Source organism: Nonomuraea sp. NPDC050202 (assembly GCF_040656115.1).
Taxonomy (GTDB): domain Bacteria; phylum Actinomycetota; class Actinomycetes; order Streptosporangiales; family Streptosporangiaceae; genus Nonomuraea.
This window is the reverse complement of record NZ_JBFALF010000001.1, coordinates 1009221-1024729: the sequence shown is the minus strand read 5'-3', so window position 1 is coordinate 1024729 and position 15509 is coordinate 1009221. Positions and strand designations below refer to the sequence as shown.

16 protein-coding genes are annotated in these 15509 nt (G+C 72.6%); 5 read left to right on the top strand and 11 right to left on the bottom strand.

Features of this window, described 5'->3' with window-relative positions:
* Positions 1 to 75: 75 nt before the first annotated feature.
* Positions 76 to 1386 (bottom strand): MFS transporter, encoded by a 1311-nt coding sequence (locus AB0I79_RS04855; protein ID WP_357866941.1) that lies wholly within the window; start codon positions 1384 to 1386, stop codon positions 76 to 78.
* 85 nt (positions 1387 to 1471) lie between these two features.
* Here AB0I79_RS04855 and AB0I79_RS04850 point away from each other — a divergent pair, with 85 nt between their 5' ends.
* A complete protein-coding gene (locus AB0I79_RS04850; protein ID WP_357866938.1) occupies positions 1472 to 2047 on the top strand; it encodes a TetR family transcriptional regulator in 576 nt (191 codons plus the stop codon).
* 18 nt (positions 2048 to 2065) lie between these two features.
* Here the strand turns inward: AB0I79_RS04850 and AB0I79_RS04845 are convergent, their stop codons facing one another.
* Both AB0I79_RS04845 and AB0I79_RS04840 read right to left on the bottom strand, forming a co-directional pair.
* On the bottom strand, positions 2066 to 2830 hold the full coding sequence (locus tag AB0I79_RS04845; protein WP_357866936.1) for a methyltransferase domain-containing protein: 765 nt from the start codon (positions 2828 to 2830) through the stop codon (positions 2066 to 2068).
* A gap of 1 nt (position 2831) precedes the next feature.
* A complete protein-coding gene (locus AB0I79_RS04840; RefSeq protein ID WP_357866933.1) occupies positions 2832 to 3656 on the bottom strand; it encodes an LLM class flavin-dependent oxidoreductase in 825 nt (274 codons plus the stop codon).
* A gap of 60 nt (positions 3657 to 3716) precedes the next feature.
* On the opposite strand from AB0I79_RS04840, the gene AB0I79_RS04835 reads away from it, so the two are divergent.
* Positions 3717 to 4709: a LysR family transcriptional regulator gene (locus AB0I79_RS04835; protein ID WP_357866930.1), complete on the top strand. Its 993-nt coding sequence runs from the start codon at positions 3717 to 3719 to the stop codon at positions 4707 to 4709.
* A 7-nt stretch (positions 4710 to 4716) separates the two neighbouring features.
* Here the strand turns inward: AB0I79_RS04835 and AB0I79_RS04830 are convergent, their stop codons facing one another.
* The 6 genes from AB0I79_RS04830 to AB0I79_RS04805 all read right to left on the bottom strand — a co-directional run bounded on the left by AB0I79_RS04830 (position 4717) and on the right by AB0I79_RS04805 (position 10386).
* Positions 4717 to 5643 carry a glucosyl-3-phosphoglycerate synthase gene (locus AB0I79_RS04830; protein WP_357866927.1) on the bottom strand — a complete coding sequence of 309 codons (927 nt, stop codon included), beginning with the start codon at positions 5641 to 5643 and terminating at the stop codon, positions 4717 to 4719.
* 116 nt (positions 5644 to 5759) lie between these two features.
* On the bottom strand, positions 5760 to 6659 hold the full coding sequence (locus AB0I79_RS04825; RefSeq protein WP_357866924.1) for a cation diffusion facilitator family transporter: 900 nt from the start codon (positions 6657 to 6659) through the stop codon (positions 5760 to 5762).
* Positions 6659 to 7039 (bottom strand): metalloregulator ArsR/SmtB family transcription factor, encoded by a 381-nt coding sequence (locus AB0I79_RS04820; RefSeq protein WP_357866921.1) that lies wholly within the window; start codon positions 7037 to 7039, stop codon positions 6659 to 6661. Before AB0I79_RS04820 ends, AB0I79_RS04825 begins: the two co-directional genes overlap by 1 nt.
* A gap of 139 nt (positions 7040 to 7178) precedes the next feature.
* Complete coding sequence (locus AB0I79_RS04815) at positions 7179 to 7955, bottom strand: DeoR/GlpR family DNA-binding transcription regulator (RefSeq protein WP_357866918.1); 777 nt, start codon at positions 7953 to 7955, stop codon at positions 7179 to 7181.
* 17 nt (positions 7956 to 7972) lie between these two features.
* Entirely contained in the window at positions 7973 to 8971 is a 999-nt protein-coding gene (gene pdxA, locus AB0I79_RS04810) for a 4-hydroxythreonine-4-phosphate dehydrogenase PdxA (protein WP_357866915.1), read from the bottom strand.
* Entirely contained in the window at positions 8968 to 10386 is a 1419-nt protein-coding gene (locus tag AB0I79_RS04805) for a four-carbon acid sugar kinase family protein (RefSeq protein WP_357866913.1), read from the bottom strand. The genes pdxA and AB0I79_RS04805 overlap by 4 nt, the downstream gene beginning before the upstream one ends.
* A gap of 133 nt (positions 10387 to 10519) precedes the next feature.
* On the opposite strand from AB0I79_RS04805, the gene AB0I79_RS04800 reads away from it, so the two are divergent.
* From AB0I79_RS04800 to AB0I79_RS04790, 3 genes are all read left to right on the top strand, one after another.
* Positions 10520 to 11440, top strand: coding sequence for an aldo/keto reductase (locus AB0I79_RS04800; protein ID WP_357866910.1), 921 nt, complete (start codon positions 10520 to 10522; stop codon positions 11438 to 11440).
* 28 nt (positions 11441 to 11468) lie between these two features.
* Positions 11469 to 12233: an aldolase/citrate lyase family protein gene (locus tag AB0I79_RS04795; protein ID WP_357866907.1), complete on the top strand. Its 765-nt coding sequence runs from the start codon at positions 11469 to 11471 to the stop codon at positions 12231 to 12233.
* 466 nt (positions 12234 to 12699) lie between these two features.
* Positions 12700 to 13206, top strand: a complete 507-nt coding sequence (locus tag AB0I79_RS04790; protein WP_357866904.1) for a hypothetical protein — start codon at positions 12700 to 12702, stop codon at positions 13204 to 13206.
* A gap of 21 nt (positions 13207 to 13227) precedes the next feature.
* Here the strand turns inward: AB0I79_RS04790 and AB0I79_RS04785 are convergent, their stop codons facing one another.
* Both AB0I79_RS04785 and AB0I79_RS04780 read right to left on the bottom strand, forming a co-directional pair.
* Positions 13228 to 14655, bottom strand: a complete 1428-nt coding sequence (locus AB0I79_RS04785; protein ID WP_357866901.1) for a DHA2 family efflux MFS transporter permease subunit — start codon at positions 14653 to 14655, stop codon at positions 13228 to 13230.
* Positions 14656 to 14695: 40 nt separating this feature from the next.
* Entirely contained in the window at positions 14696 to 15325 is a 630-nt protein-coding gene (locus AB0I79_RS04780) for a response regulator transcription factor (RefSeq protein ID WP_357866898.1), read from the bottom strand.
* Positions 15326 to 15509: the final 184 nt, after the last annotated feature.

Here is a 15509-nt window from a genome sequence, read left to right as displayed (position 1 = left end):
ACCTTACCGGCCGGTAGCGCGCCACCGGAATGCCCATCCACCTGCGAACCGCCGACATCATCCCGGCCCGGCGGCTCACCGCGTACGGGCCGGGCCCGGCGCGCCGGCCGGCAGCGGCCGCTCCGCCGCTCCGGCAGGCCGCTTTCCGGCCGTCCAGGTGGAGGCCAGGACGGACAGGGCGGCCAGCGCCATGCCGATCGCGAGGCCGTACATGAGCGGGGTGAAACCGCCGAACGCGGCGGCCACCTGCGGGCCGACGCTGCCGCCGACCGCCAGCGCGGTGGAGAACAGCGCCAGCGCCGTGCCGCGGGCCCGGCCCGCCTCTGCCGAGATCGACTCGTTCATGCTGGGCAGGCCGCCGGTGATGGCGGCGACGTACAGGGCGAGCAGGAGCACCAGGACGGCGGTGCCGGTGAGGCCGATGACGGCGAGCGCGAGCGCGGCGGCCCCCAGGAACACGACCGCCCTGGTCGTCATGCGGATCCTGGCCAGCCACGGCATGAGGAGCGGCATCAGGACGATCGACGGCAGCCCCGCCGCACGCAGCGCGAGCAGCTCGGCGGGCGAGCTGCCGCCGTAGATCTGCAGGCCGGTGTAGACAGCTACGAAGCCGACCATCAGCATGACCGTGGCCAGGTAACGCAGGCTCAGCACCCGGTGGAACAGCAGGCCGGGCAGCGGCCGGTAGGCGGACAGCAGGGATCCGGCGGACTGGCGCGAACGATGCCGGGCACCGGCGGCATCGGACGCCGGGTGCCGGCGCTCGGTGGTCTCGCGGGGCAGGTCGGGCAGCATGACCGCGCGCACGCCCAGCGCGGCGAGCACGAACCCGGCCGCCGAGAGCCCGAACATGCCACGCCAGCCGATCACGTCCACCAGGAGCTGGGCGGCGACCTGCAGCAACACGGCGGAGGCGAGGAACGCGCCGGTCACCGCCGCGATGGCGACCACGCGGCGGCGCGGCTCCAGCCGCTCCCCCAGGTACGCCATCCCGGCGGGCGGGAACATCGCCACCGCCACGCCCTGCACCGCCCGCAGTCCGAGCGCCACCTCCGGCGACGGGCTCAACGCGACCAGCGCCGTCGTCAGGGCGGCCAGCGGCAATCCGATCATCAGCAGCCTGCGGCGGCCGTACCGGTCAGAAAGCGGGCCGAACACCAGGAACCCGATGCCGTAGCCGATGCCGAACGCGGTCACCAGCCACGTCAGCCCGCCGGCCGAGGACCCCCAGCCGGCGGCCATGTCGTGCAAGAGGGGGATCACGACGTACAGCTGGCCGCTGACCAGGATCGCGGTCAGCGTGAAGGCCGTCAGCGTGCTCGCGAACGGGGCGGCGGCCGGGGATGGGGGCCGCAGCCGCGGGGCCGGGGAAACGGTAAGTGTCATGGGCCGGGACGCTAGCCAACCAACTGGTTGGATGTCAACTAGATGGTTGGTTTGCAACCAACCAGTTGGTGGCTAAGATGTCGCCATGACACCCAAGGTCTCGACCGCCGCCACCCGCGCCGCCCTGCTGGAGGCCGCGCGGGAGGAGTTCGCCGCGTACGGGGTGGCAGGCGCGCGCGTGGATCGCATCGCCGAGCGCGCCGGCGTCAACAAGGAGCGCATCTACGGGCACTTCGGCAGCAAGGAGAAGTTGTTCGATGCGGTCATCACGGAGGCGCTCGACGACCTGACGGCCCAGATCGCCCTGCCCGGGGCCGACCCCGTCGACTACGTGGCCAAGCTGACCGACTACTACCACTCGCATCCCGACCTGGTGCGGCTGCTGATGTGGGAGGCGCTCAACTACCGGGGCCAGGAGCTGCTGGAGGGCCAGGAGGCCAGGGTGGAGCGCTGCGGCCGCAAGACGGCCTCGCTGGCGGAGGGCCGGGGCGAGAAGGAGCCTTCGGCGCAGACGGCTCGGATGTTGTTCATGCTGACGGGGCTGGCGCTGTTCCCGTCGATGATGCCGCAGCTCGCGCGCATCATCCTGCGGGAGGCTGCCGACGACCACGAGGCCATGCGCGACCAGATCGCCGCCTTCGTCACCGCCGCCCTCAAGTAGCCTCTTCGGCAGGCCGGGTCAGCGCCGGCGCGCGATGATCAGCCAGGCGCGGGAGTCGAACCACGCGCCTTCGCCGGTGTCATGGGCGTCCAGCGCGGCCAGCAGCCGATCGAGGGCACGAGCGGTCGCCGCGGCGTCCAGGCCGGCGACCAGATCCTTGACCATCCGCAGATCGAGGAGGGCGTCGCGGGCGCCGGCCGCGTCCGGGCCGTAGTGGATCGGCCCGCGCACTTCGGTGATCTCGACGGCGCCGAAGCCGGCAGCGGTCAGCATGCCGGCCGCGGCGGTCCGATCCGCCAGCGAGAAGGCGCCGTGGTCGAGTCCGGCAGGCACCGTGCGGCCACCGGCCAGCGCGTGCCGGATCGTGCTGAACCACTCCTGGCGGTCGCCGGCCTGCCACACCAGCTGCACCAGGCGCGCCCCCGGCCGCAGCGCCCGCCCGATGTTGGCGAACGCCGCGACCGGGTCGGCGAAGAACATCGTGCCGAACCGGCTGATCCCCAAGGTGAAGCTCTCCGGCGCGAAGGGGTGGACCTGGGCGTCGGCCCGTTCGAAGCTGACGTTGCGGATTCCCGCCTGCTCGCTCAGCCGGCGGGCGCGCTCCACCATCGGGCCGGACACGTCCACGCCGAGCGCGCTTCCCGACGGCGCGGATCGGGCCGCGTCCCGCGTGGTCTGCCCGGTACCGCAGCCGATGTCGAGCACGCGATCAGCGGTCCGGACGTCGGCAGCAGCTCGCAGCCGCTCGTGGTAGCGGCCCCGTTCGGAGTCGTAGTCGAACAACTCAATCGCCTCCCGGGCTCGCCGGGCCGTCGCGCAGTACGCCGCGCACCGTGTCGAGCCGTACACCGGGATCGAACTCCGTCAGCCACCAGGTCGCGGCGGCGGCGGCGTACGGCAGCGGGTCGGCGCCGGCGGGCAGGCTGACGGCGATCTCGTACGGTCCGGCCGGGCCGGCCCGGAGCCCGGTGAGGGTGGCGACGGCCTCGGCGAGCTGGTCCGGGTGCTGCAGATTGACCGGGAAGAAGCCGTCGAGCCGGGCGGCCCGGCGGATCGGCTTGACGTTGCCCGGGAACCCGGCGGCCCACACCGGCACGCCGGGCCGCTGAACCGGCCGGGGCAGGAACGCGATGTCGCCGACGGTGTAGTGCTCGCCGCGATGACGCACCGGCTCGCCGGACCAGGCGGCGGCCAGGATCACCAGGGACTCGTCGAGCATCTGCCCGCGCCGCCGGTCGTCGAGCTGCTCGCCGGTCTTGGACAGCTCGCCGCCGAACCGGTCGCTTCCGAGACCGACGCCGAGGATGAGGCGGCCGTTGCTGAGCCCGTCCAGCGTCGCGGTCTCCCGCGCCACCTTGGCCGGCCGCCGGCGGGCGAGCGCCGACACCATCGGGCCGAGCCGCAGCCGCTCGGTCGCCGTCGCGATCGCCGCCAGCGCGATCCACGGGTCGGCGACCTGCCGGATCGGCGCCCGCCAGCACAGGTGATCCCAGACGAAGCAGCCGTCCCACCCGGCTTCCTCGGCGTCGGCGGCGAGGCGCGCCACCACCCGCGGATCGGCGAGGTCGTCGAAGAGCGGCAGCCAGAGTGCCGACCGCAGCCGGTTCATGGGCGGCCTGCTTCCGCGTGCCGTACCGGGGCCGATGCGGGCCCGGCCGGGATGGTGACGATGGGCCTCAGGGAGGCGACCCGGCCGGGGCGGTGCATGGCCAGGTGCTGGGTGGTGCCGCCGCCCGTGGAGATGAGGTGGCGTCCCGAACTGCGCCACCTGGCGGCGTTGGCCGCCATCGCCGACGAGGGCTCGTTCGGCCGGGCGGCGGCCCGTCTCGGGTACACCCAGTCCACGGTGAGCCAGCAGATCGCGGCGTTGGAGAAGGCCGTCGGCGGTCCGGTGTTCGACCGTCCGGGCGGCCCCAGGCCGGTGCGGATCACTCCGCTCGGCTCCGTGGTCCTGAGCCAGGGGCGCGAGCTGCTGGCGAAGGCGGAGGCCTTGGCCGACGCCGTGGACCGGTTCAAGGCGGGAGACGGCCGGATCGACATCGGCACCTTCCAGAGCGTGTCCAGCGTCATCCTGCCGTCGGTCATACGGCGGCTGCGGGACGAGCACCCCGGCTGCGACATCAGGTTGTCCGAGGAGGAGCCGGAGCAGCCCCGGATCGGCGACCTCGACCTGCTGTTCTACGACGGCCGCGTCGACGGCGACGTCGAGCACGTCAAGCTGCTCGACGATCCGTACCTGCTGGTGGCGGGCGCCGGAACCTTCCCCGCCGGCCCGGTCCCGCTGGAGGGGCTCGACGGCGCACCGATGGTGGCCTGGCCGCTCCTCTGCGACCAGCCCTCGATGGAGCAGGCGGTCGCCCGCAGCGGCGCCCGTCCGCAGATCGTGTTCCGCACCGCGGTCAACGACACCCTGTTGTCGATGGTACGAGCCGGCCTGGGATCGGCGATGCTGCCCTGGCTCGCCATCCGCGGTGCCGACGTCGCGTCCGACGACAGGCTCCGCGTGCACGAGCTCCGGCCGCCCCTGCCGCCACGGGAGATCTACCTGCACTGGCGGGCCGGGCGCACCCACTCACCGCTTGCCCGCCGGGCCATCGAGATCGCCGTCGAGGTCGCGGCCGGGCTCGCGCCACCGCCGCCAGAGCGGGCCGGGGCCCGCTGACGGCCGGTCAGGCGGCCACGGTGACCATCGGGGGTCGTTCGCCGATGCCGACGTCCCTGATCAGGACATCGTGCCCGTCCTGCCCGCGGCGGAACTGGGCCAGCCGCACCGACGGCTCGTGGAACGACCGGATCTTCCCCTGGCGCTCCAGCCGGGACCAGGCGGCGAGCATGATCTGCCCGGCCATCCCGCCGAGCGCCTCCGTGGACTGCGGCGCGTGCTCGCGCGACCCCAGGTCCACCTGCGCGAAGGCATCCAGCCCCGCCAGCTCCAGCAGGTCGATCAGGAGCCCCAGCTCGACCCCGTACCCGGTCACGAAGGGCACCCGTTCCAGGGCCGAGCGCCGCCCCGCGTACTCCCCCGCCAGCGGCTGGACGAAACCCGCCAGCTCGGGCCAGTGCAGGTTGATCAGCGGCCGGGCCACGAGCTCCGTGACGCGCCCACCCCCGTTGCCGGCCGCGTCCAGCGGCCGGTCATAGCACCCCTTGGCGTACGCCACGGTGGGGTCACCCAGCAGCGGCCCCAGCACCCCAAGTACCAAAGAAGCCCGAAAATTCCGGATATCGGCGTCGACGAACACCAGCACGTCCCCCGAGGTGACCGCCAGCGACTTCCACAGCGCCTCCCCCTTGCCGTCGAGCGGCTTGAGCTGCGGCAGGATCTCGTCCTGGGCATGCACCGTGGCCCCCGCCCGAGCCGCCACCAGCGCGGTGTCGTCGGTGGAACGCGAGTCGATGACCACGAGCTCGTCCACGAGCCCGCCCAGCTCCCGCCGGATCACGCCGACGATCTCCCCGACGGTCTCCCGCTCGTCGCGAGCCGGGAGCACCACGCTGACCGTGGTCTCCCCCTTGGCGGCCATCAGGTCACGGAGCGGCCAGTCCGCTGCGGATGAAGTACGGCGCCGCAACCACCCGCGCACTTCTGGAAGCATGCGACACCTCCCCCCGAATCCCCACGTTGCAACCTCAGTACGGTGTCCTACCCTTCCCCCGCTCTCACCTGCTTCTTTGCACCCAACGCCCAGTCCTGCCCACCGATCGCCGCTCCTCACCAACCCAGCTCGTCGCAGCCCCGGTGGTCGGCCGGCTCGACCTGGAGGGTGGCGTGCGCGACGCCGTGCCGGTGGCGGAGGAGGTCGCGGGCCTGGTCCAGGACGGCGTGGTTGTCGCTGTGGTCGCCGGTGACGAGGTGGGCGGTGGCGACGTTCATGCCGGAGGTCAGGGTCCACAGGTGCAGGTCGTGCACGTCGCGTACGCCCTCGATGGCCGCCAGGTCGTTCGCCACGGCGGCGGCGTCGATGCCTTCGGGCACGTGCTGGCCCAGCACCGCGAAGACCTGCCGGCCGAGCGAGATCGCCCGCACGGCGACGAAGACGCCGATGGCCAGCGCGATGACCGTGTCCCAGAGTGCCTGCCCGGTGGCGGCGACCAGCCAGCCGGCCACGATGACGCCGACGGAGCCGGCGGTGTCGGCCACGACCTCCAGGTAGGCGCCCTTGACGTTCAGGCTCTCGCCCGCGCCGGAGCGCAGCATCAGCAGCGCGATCAGGTTGACCACCAGGCCGATGGCGCCCACGACGAGCATCGGCCCGGAGGAGACCTCGGCGGGCCCGCCGAGCCGGCCGATCGCCTCCAGCACGACGTACAGCGCGACGCCGAGCATCAGCACGACGGCCAGCAGCGATGCGAACACCTCCGCCCGGTACGAGCCGTAGCTGCGCCGGCCTGTGGTGTCGGGGCGGACGGCGATCCTCGTGGCGACCAGCGCCGCGCCCAGCGTGACCACGTCGGCGGCCATGTGCCCGGCGTCCGACAGCAGCGACAGCGAGCCCGACAGCAGCCCGAAGACCAGCTCCACCACGAAGAAGGCGCCGATCAGGACGAACGACACCGCCAGCCGCCAGCGGTGACGGCTGCCCGCGTGGCCGTGCCCGTGCCCGGCGCCCATCAGGCGTTCCCGTCGCGTTCGGGGTGCAGCGCCTCGGTGTGCTCGGTGTGGGCGAGCGCGAGGTCGAGCAGCATGCGTACGTGCGGATCCTCCAGCCGGTAGTAGGCCATCCGGCCGGCGCGGCGGGCGGCCACGATGCGGTGGGCGCGCAGCAGGCGCAGCGCGTGGGAGGCGGCCGACTCGCTCTGGCCGGTCACCGCCGCCAGGTCGCACACGCACAGCTCGCCGTCCAGCAGGGCCACCAGCAACCGCAACCGGTTCGGGTCGGACAGCAGCCCGAAGACGTCGGCGGTGTCGGCCAGGTCCTCGGCGAGCGGCATCCGCTCCCGCACGGCGGCGACCCTGTCGGCGTCGACCACCCGGGTGGTACAGCTGTCCATCGCCAAAACGTGGTTATGTGAAGAGGTATTCATATGTACAACGATAGGGCTTCACGATGACGGGGTGTCAAGACTCCACGCCTCTTCGCCGGACTTCCGAGGCCGTCAGGCTCCCTGCTTCGTCAGGTTCCCGGATTCGTCAGGCTTGCGAGGGCACGGTCACGAGGTGCACGCCCCGGGACTTGAAGGGCTCCAGAGCGTCGGGGGTGGCGCTCGCGTCGGTCACCAGGGTCCAGGTGTCGGGCATGCGGGCCCAGGCGTGGAAGGGCCTGCGGCCCAGCTTGGCGGCGTGCACGAGCAGGTAGACGTGCCGGGAGCGCTCCATCATCAGCTCCTTCATGCGGGTCTGCTGCAGGCTGGCCTCGCAGATGCCGTCCTCCGCCGTCACCCCGTCGGCCCCCAGGAAGACCCGGTCGAACGTCATCCGGGTCAGCGCCGCCTCCGCGAGCGGGCCGACGAAGCCCTGGCTCACCTGCCTGAGCGTGCCACCGAGACACTCCACGTGCACGCCCGTGGCGCCCACCAGCTCCTGGAGGGCGTTGAGGCCGGTGGTGGCGATCGTGAGGTCCGCCGCGTGACGCAGCTCGTGGGCCAGGGCGCCGGTGGTCGAGCCCGCGTCGAGCAGGATCGTCTCGCCGGGACGGATCTGCGCGGCGGCCCAGGCGGCGATGGCCCGCTTGGCCTCGAACGCCTCCCCGATGCGCTGCCGCAGCGACGCCTCCGGGTGGGTGACCACGGCCATCGCGCCGCCGTACGTGCGCGCCAGCAGGCCCGCCGCCTTCAGGTGGGCCAGGTCGCGGCGGATCGTGGAGGCGGTCACCCCGAGCTGGGCCGACAGCTCCTCGACACTGGCCAGCCCGGTGGTGGTGGCCAGGCGGACGATCTCGTCACGGCGAACCTGTGCTGCGCGGCCCATCGATGGTCCCTCTCCCCTCACACGCCCTGCGCGGACGACAGCTCGGCCGCCTGGCGGAGGGCCTCGATCATGCTACCCGCGTCGGCCACGCCCTTTCCCGCGATGTCGAACGCGGTGCCGTGGTCGACCGACGTCCTGATCACCGGCAGCCCGACGGTGATGTTGACGCCCGCCTCCAGGCCCAGGATCTTGACGGGGCCGTGGCCCTGGTCGTGGTACATGGCCACGATGAGGTCGTAGTCGCCGCGGCCGGCCAGGAAGAACGCCGTGTCGGCCGGGAGCGGGCCGTGCACGTCCATGCCTTCGGCGCGCAGCCGTTCGAGCGCCGGGACGATCTTCTCCTCCTCCTCGCCGTACCCGAACAGGCCGTTCTCGCCCGCGTGCGGGTTGATGCCGCACACGCCGATCCTGGGGCGGTCGAGGCCGGAGCCGCGCATGGCGGCGTGCCCGCGCCGGATCGTCCGCTCGACCAGGCCGGGCTCGATGCGGGCGACCGCGTCGATGAGGCCGATGTGGGTGGTGACGTGGATGACCTTCACCTTGTGGGTGGAGAGCATCATCGACACCTCCTGCGTGCCGGTCAGGTGCGCGAGCAGCTCGGTGTGGCCGGGGTAGACGTGGCCGGCGGCGTGCAGGGCCTCCTTGTTCAGCGGCGCCGTGCAGATGGCCCGGACCTGGCCGGACATCGCCAGCTCGGCGGCCAGCCGCACGTACTCGTAGGCCGCGCCGCCGGCCACCGCCGACACCTGGCCCCACGGCAGGTCGCCGGGGAGCAGGCCGGGGTCGATGACGTTGACGCGACCCGGCTCGAACACGGCTTCGGCGACGCCGTCCACGGTGACCACCTCCGGCCGTACGCCGAGGCAGCCGGCGGCCTTGCGCAGGCGTCCCGCGTCACCGATGACGACCGGGCGGCAGAAGGTGGCGGTCTCGGGGGCGAGCAGGGCGCCGACGATGACCTCCGGGCCTACGCCGGAGCCGTCCCCCATGGTGAGGGCGATGAGAGGTGTGCTCATGTCAGCCTTTCGGGTGCGAGATGGGCGGCTATGCGCAGGAGGCTGTCGCGGTCGCCGAAGCTGCCCGGTCTGGTGACGACCGAGCGGCCTCGGAGCGTGTGGCAGTGGACGGCGCCGTGGTGGATCTGGCCCACGGGGGTCAGCTCGCGCACCTGGAGCGCGTCGAGGACCCGCCGGGCCGTCTCCCCGCCGGTCAGGACCAGGTCGGGGGCGGGGGCGTCGCCGGTGAGCGCTGCGCCGACGATCCCGGCGAGGGTGGCCGCGGCGGTGGGCGGGGCCTGCCCGCGGACCGTCAGCACGACGACCGCGACAGGCGGGTGAAGGGCTTCGCGCAGGCGCTGCGCGAGGTGCGCGCGGCGGGCGGGCGTGGCGTCGAGGTCCGTGGCGGCGTCGAGGGTGACCGGGTGGGCGCCGTACGAGAGGAGCAGGCGCGCCTGCTCGGCCGCTGCGGGCTCGGCGGTGCCGACGACGACCAGGAGCGGACGGTTCCCGGTGCCGCGTGCGCGGGAGCGGGCCGGGACCTGGGTGTCCATGGTGCCCGCGCGAGGGCTGGACGGAGGGTGGAGGTCCGGAGTGCCCCCGCAAGGGGGGTTTGCGTCCAGAAAGCGGCCGAGGGCGGAGGCGAGGCCGCCTGCGCCGATGAAGCGGGTGCGGTGATCGGCCACGAGGGCCGCGCCGACGATCGCGCCGAGGTCGGCGTCGGTTTCCGCGTCGCACACGGCGATCCGCCCCGCGGTCCGCGACAGCGTCCGTGCGAGGGAGTCACGGCCGGCGCGGACCGCGGCGAGCGGCACGAGCGCGGACGGCACGCCGCCCAGGGCCTCGGTGATGGAGGCCGGTGCGGGGCGGCGCTCCACCTGCCAGGCGCGCGTTTCGCGCAAGGACAGGCCGCCGACGTACGGGACGCCGCCGACGGTCACGCGGCCGGCGGCGGGCAACGCCGGCGCGAGCACGACGAGTGCGGGGGCGGTCAGGTGCGCTGCCCGCGGGGGGCCACCGGCAGGCGCGAGGGAGGCGGAGGCGTCGAGCACCGCAACATCGCGAACCACCGCGTCGCGAACCGCAGCGTCGCGATCCGCAGCATCACAACAGGCTGCATCGCGAACAACGACGTCGTGAGGTGTGGCCGTGTGGAGGGTCGCGGCGGCCGTGGCGGCCAGGTCGCCGCGGAGCAACGAGTCGATCTTGACGAAGACACGCCGGTCGCCCGCGTGCCGCAGCGCCTGCCGTACCAGCTCCCCCGCCTCGTCCCGGTACCGGCAGTCGAGGTCGGCCACCACCACCGGCGCCGTGAACGCGTACGGCGGCCCGGAGAGCGCGATTCGCGCAGGACGCGCGGACGACATCAGCACCGCAGCCACCTCTGCCGCCCCCGAGAGGTCGTCGGCCAGGGCGAACACGGGAGCCGATCCCACGCCCACACCCCCGTCCCACAGAATTGCGCAATACGCGCGGCAAGTATTGCACGAAACGCGCACTTTCTGCCACAGTTGTCGGCGAGTGACCCGGACGCCTCCCCGCACCCCGGGACCGCGAGAGGAGCCCTCGATGAGCGCCGAGCCCGTGCTCGGAACCATGACCTTCGGCGACACCGTGGACGCGGACACGGCAGGGCGGATGCTCGACCTCGCGCTCGACGCGGGCGTCACCGGCGTGGACACCGCCAACGGCTACGCGGGCGGCGCCGCCGAGGAGATCCTGGGCACGCTGCTGCGCGGCCGCAGGGACCGGGTCGTGCTGGCGACCAAGGCGGGCATCCCGCATCCGGACGCCGCCGGGCACGCGCCCCTGTCCCCCGCCGGGCTGCGGCTGTCGCTGGAGGGCAGCCTGCGGCGGCTCGGCACGGAGCATGTGGACCTGTTCTACCTGCACCAGCCCGACCGGGCCACGCCGCTGGAGTCCACGCTGGCCGCCGTCGCCGAGCTGATGGCGGAGGGCAAGATCGGCGCCCTGGGCGTGTCCAACTACGCGGCCTGGCAGATCGCGGGGATGAGCCCGCGCCCGGTGGTCGCCCAGCAGCTCTACAACCTGCTGGCACGGCGGATCGAGGACGAGTACGCCGAGTTCGCCGTCACCTCCGGGCTGCGCACGATGGTCTACAACCCGCTCGGCGGCGGCCTGCTGACCGGCCGGCACCGCTTCGACCGGGCTCCGGAGACCGGCCGGTTCGGCGACTCGCGGCTGGCGGCGATGTACCGGCAGCGGTACTGGGACACCGAGCTGTTCAAGGCGGTCGAGGCGCTCGGCGCGATCGCGCGGGAGGCCGGGCTCCCCCTGGCCGAGCTGTCGCTGCGCTGGCTGCTCGGCAAGCCGGTGGTGAGCGCGGTGCTGCTCGGCGCCTCCGGCCTCGGACACCTGCGCGCGAACCTGGCCGCCCTGGCCGCCGGCCCGCTCCCCGCCGAGGTGGCCGCCGCCTGCGACGCCGTGGGCGGCGCGCTGCGCGGCCCGATGCCCGCCTACAACCGATGAAGCCCCGCAAGCGAGGAGACGAGAGCCGATGACCGCCGCCGAGTTCGCCACCAGGATCCGCAATCGCGAGCAGTGCGTGGGCTACTGGGTGGTGCTCGACGCGCCCGTCGCCACCGAGCGCCTGGCCAGACTGGGGTACGACTACGTCGCGCTGGACGGCCAGCACGGCCTGATCGGCAACGCCGGGCTGCTGAGCAACCTCATGGCCATCGACGCGGGCGGCCGGTCGGTCGGGCTGGTCCGGGTCGAGTCGGCCGAGCCTGCGGCCATCGGCAGGGCGCTCGACTTCGGCGCGGGCGGCGTGATCGTGCCGCTGGTCGACACCCCGGAGGACGCGGCCCGCGCGGTGTCGGCCGCCCACTACCCGGCCGGGGGGCGCCGCTCGTACGGGCCCATGCGGTCCATGCTGCGCATCGGCCCGGCGCCGGCGGAGGCCGACGAGAGCGTGCTGGTCCTGGCCATGATCGAGACGCCTGACGGGCTGGCCAACCTCGACGGCATCTGCGCGGTGCCGGGCCTGGACGGCGTGTACGTCGGCCCCTCGGACCTGTGCCTGGCCGTGGGCGGCAGGTTCCCGAACGATCCCGAGGTGGCGGACACCTTCGAGGCGGCGCTGGAGCGGGTCCGCACGGCCGCCGCGCGGGCGGGCATCGCGGCCGGCATCCACAACCCCACCGGCGAGCAGGCGGCCCGCCGCCTGGCCGAGGGCTTCACGTTCGCCACGGTCGCCTCGGACCTCGTCCACCTGGAGCAGGCCGCCGCCGCGCACTTGAAGGCCGCCAGAGGCGAGTAGGCGAACTACCTGTTGAGCGCCACCGCGGGCAAGGTCTTCTTCATCGGTGCCGACGGACAGCCGCACTGGTGCACGGTGCACCGCCATGCAGTCGCAGTACCGCAACGTCGTGGCCACCGCGGCGCACTGCGTGTACGGCACCCAGAGCAACGGCTACCCGCTCGGCACAATGGGTCTTCGTGCCGGGCTACGCCGCCGCCGCAGCAGCCGCGTGGAGCGGCGCGGTCCTTCCCGGATACGTAATCGGGCCGCCGCAGGCCGTCTCAGCCATCGCCGGGATCCGGCGGTGGCTTCTCCTTTTGCCGCGCACGGCGTTTGTCGCGCACGGCGCGGGATCGTTTTCCCGGAGAAAACTCGCGTGACTCGATTCAGCCTTTCACCCCGTCTTCCGTGAATGCTAAATTGGAGGAGCTCTTGAAGGCAGCCCCAAGGCGTCGATCAATGGCGCGCTAGAAAGGTGCGTGACATGACGTCGGCGCCCATCGGCATTCCCTTGGCGTGGACCCATCGCCTGCAATTCCTCACCTTCGCCTGCTCTTTCGTCTTCGCCGTCTGCGCCATCCTCCAGGGCTGGCTGGTCATCAACGACGAGACGGTAGAGGCGTCGTTACGCCTGGTCGGCAGGACGGCGGCGGAGGCCTCGGCCGAAGCGCCGGGCTTCGTGGGCCGGTTCCGTGCCGTCATCGCGTACTACGTGGCAGGAAACTCGCTGGGCATGCTGGCGCTCCGCGGCGCGGCGTGGACATTCTGGGCCACGCTGCTGATCAATCTCACCCAGATCACCGGCCCGCTGGGGTTGATCCCGGCCCAGGTATATCGAGTGGCATTTCAGACCTACGGGCCGATCGGATTGTTGCCCACGGTCGTCCTCAGCGGCGGAGCGCTCGTGCTGAGTGTCACGCTCATCTCCCGCATCATTCCCTGCAGGGAAATATGGGCCGATCTCAAAGCCGCCGCCAGGACGAATAGATAAATCGCATTTCCCGGGAAAATCTCACGGCGCCAGCGGCTGTGCCGGCTGGTCGCCGCCGCTCGCCGCCGTCGTGAGAGCCTGCGAGCCGGGGCCCTTCCGGGCCGGGACGGCCGGGACGAGCCACGCCGCGACCGCCGCCACCGCCAGGATCGCGGCCCCCACCCACAGCGCCGCGCGCAGGCCGGAGACGAAGAGCGCCGGCGTGCCGTAACCGCCGCCGGCCGCGAACACCCCGGCGAGGACGGCCACGCCCAGCACGATCCCGATCTGCCGCATCGCGTTGTTCACGCCGGCGGCCAGCCCCTCCTCCGCGGGCGCGACGAAGTCGAGCGGCTGGCGGGCCGCCACCGCGTAGAACAGGCCCATGCCGGCCCCCGCCACGACCATGCCGGGCCACAGCAGCGCGTACGGCACCGCCGGCGCCACCACGACGGCGAAGCAGGCCAGCGCCGCCCCCTGCAGGATCGCGCTGGCCACCATCAGCCGCCTGACCCCGAGCCGCTCGCCGAACACGCCGGCGAGCGGGGCGACCACGGCGGGCAGCAGCGTCCACGGCAACGTCCGCACGCCCGCGTCGAGCGGCCCGTAGGCCAGCACGAGCTGCAGGAACTGGGTCAGCAGGAACACCGCGCCCAGCATGCCGCCCTGCACCAGCGTGGAGACGACGTTGGACAGCGTGAACCCGCGGCTGCGGAACAGGCGGGGCGGCAGGACGGGCTCGGGGGCCACGCGCTCCCACCACGCGAACGCCACCAGGACGGCCACCCCGGCCACGATCGGCGGCAGCACCTGGACGTGCGACCAGCCGAGCGTGACGCTGCGGATCAGCCCGAACACCACCCCGAACAGCCCCGCCATCATCAGCAGGATGCCGCGCACGTCGAGGCGCCGCTGCACCCGGCCGCCCTCGGCGAGCAGCAGCGCGGCCAGCGGCACGAGGACCAGCCCCACCGGCACGTTGATCCAGAACACGGCCTGCCACGACCCGTACTGGACCACGGCGCCGCCGATCCAGGGCCCGAGCGCGATGCCGAGCCCCACCATGCCCCCGAGGCCGGCGATCGCGGCGCCGCGCCGCGCCGGCGGGGTGGCGCTCACCAGGAGCGTCAGCGCCAGCGGGATGATCATCGCGGTGCCCAGCCCCTGGATCGCCCGGGCGAGCACGAGCAGGCCGATGGAGCCGGCCAGCGCGGCCGCCGCGGACGACCCGGTGAACAGCACGAGGCCCAGGACGAACACGCGCTTCCTGCCGAACCTGTCACCCAGCGCGGCGGCGGTCAGCAGGAAGACGGCGTAGCAGAGCGTGAAGACGTTGACCGTCCACTCCATGCTCTCCAGCGATGCACCGAACTGCTCCCGGATCGTGGGCAGGGCCGTGGTGACGACGAGAGTGTCGAGCGCCGCCATGAAGCTGGCGGCCCCCGCGATCAGGAACGTGCGCAGTTGCATCGCGGCCTCCCCGAGTGTGGATAGCTAAGCTTACCACTATCTATAGACTCGCGGCAGACCAGGGATAGGTCGCGGATTCGCCGAGCGCCTTGTACTTGTTGACCGCGTCGATCCGCGACACGGCGCCCAGCTTGTGGAAGATGTTGCGCAGATGCCGCTTGACGGTGCCCTCCGTCACCGACAGGTGTGTGGCGATCTGGCGGTTGCTCATGGCGGCCGCCACGAGCGCGATGACCTCCTTCTCCCGCCTGGACAGCGGGCCCGCGTGGTCGGCGTCCAGGTTCGCGATCGTGCCGTGCGGAACCGTCAGCGTCACCTGCTCGCCGGCCCCCGCCACGCTCCGCAGTGATGCCACCAGATCCCGCCGTGTGATGCCCTTGTGCAGGTAGCAGCGGACCCCCGCCCTGATCATCTCCTGCACGATCCGGGCGTCGTCGTACATGCTCAGCACCGCCACGACCGAGCGCGGCGAGGCCTCCCGCAGCCGTCGCACGACCCCGCCCGGGCTGCCGTGCGGCTTGTCGATGTCGATCAGTACGATGTCCGGTCTGGTCCTGGCGATCAGCGCGACGGACGACTCCAGGTCCGCCGAGTCCGCCAGCACGCAGAAGTCGTCCTCCGCCAGCAGCACCTCTCCCAGGACCTCACGCAGCAGCGTGTGCTCGTCCACGATCACGATCCTGATGCCCGCCGGCCTGGGGAACCCCCCGTTCCATCCATGCGCTAACGATGGAGATTTCGTTCCCATTGCCCGTTCAGCCCACCGTTCCACAATTGGCAATTTGACTCAACGCGCCAGCTTCACAATGGAAGAATAGCCAAATCGTCGCCGGTGAAGCAATACTCCGAATGTC

Bases quoted from the DNA above. Each gene is read 5' to 3' on its own strand.
- AB0I79_RS04855 (WP_357866941.1), bottom strand. From the start codon at position 1,386: ATGACACTTACCGTTTCCCCGGCCCCGCGGCTGCGGCCCCCATCCCCG.
- AB0I79_RS04850 (WP_357866938.1), top strand. From the start codon at position 1,472: ATGACACCCAAGGTCTCGACCGCCGCCACCCGCGCCGCCCTGCTGGAG.
- AB0I79_RS04840 (WP_357866933.1), bottom strand. From the start codon at position 3,656: ATGAACCGGCTGCGGTCGGCACTCTGGCTGCCGCTCTTCGACGACCTC.
- AB0I79_RS04835 (WP_357866930.1), top strand. From the start codon at position 3,717: ATGGGCCTCAGGGAGGCGACCCGGCCGGGGCGGTGCATGGCCAGGTGC.
- AB0I79_RS04830 (WP_357866927.1), bottom strand. From the start codon at position 5,643: ATGCTTCCAGAAGTGCGCGGGTGGTTGCGGCGCCGTACTTCATCCGCA.
- AB0I79_RS04825 (WP_357866924.1), bottom strand. From the start codon at position 6,659: ATGGGCGCCGGGCACGGGCACGGCCACGCGGGCAGCCGTCACCGCTGG.
- AB0I79_RS04820 (WP_357866921.1), bottom strand. From the start codon at position 7,039: ATGGACAGCTGTACCACCCGGGTGGTCGACGCCGACAGGGTCGCCGCC.
- AB0I79_RS04815 (WP_357866918.1), bottom strand. From the start codon at position 7,955: ATGGGCCGCGCAGCACAGGTTCGCCGTGACGAGATCGTCCGCCTGGCC.
- pdxA (WP_357866915.1), bottom strand. From the start codon at position 8,971: ATGAGCACACCTCTCATCGCCCTCACCATGGGGGACGGCTCCGGCGTA.
- AB0I79_RS04800 (WP_357866910.1), top strand. From the start codon at position 10,520: ATGAGCGCCGAGCCCGTGCTCGGAACCATGACCTTCGGCGACACCGTG.
- AB0I79_RS04795 (WP_357866907.1), top strand. From the start codon at position 11,469: ATGACCGCCGCCGAGTTCGCCACCAGGATCCGCAATCGCGAGCAGTGC.
- AB0I79_RS04790 (WP_357866904.1), top strand. From the start codon at position 12,700: ATGACGTCGGCGCCCATCGGCATTCCCTTGGCGTGGACCCATCGCCTG.
- AB0I79_RS04785 (WP_357866901.1), bottom strand. From the start codon at position 14,655: ATGCAACTGCGCACGTTCCTGATCGCGGGGGCCGCCAGCTTCATGGCG.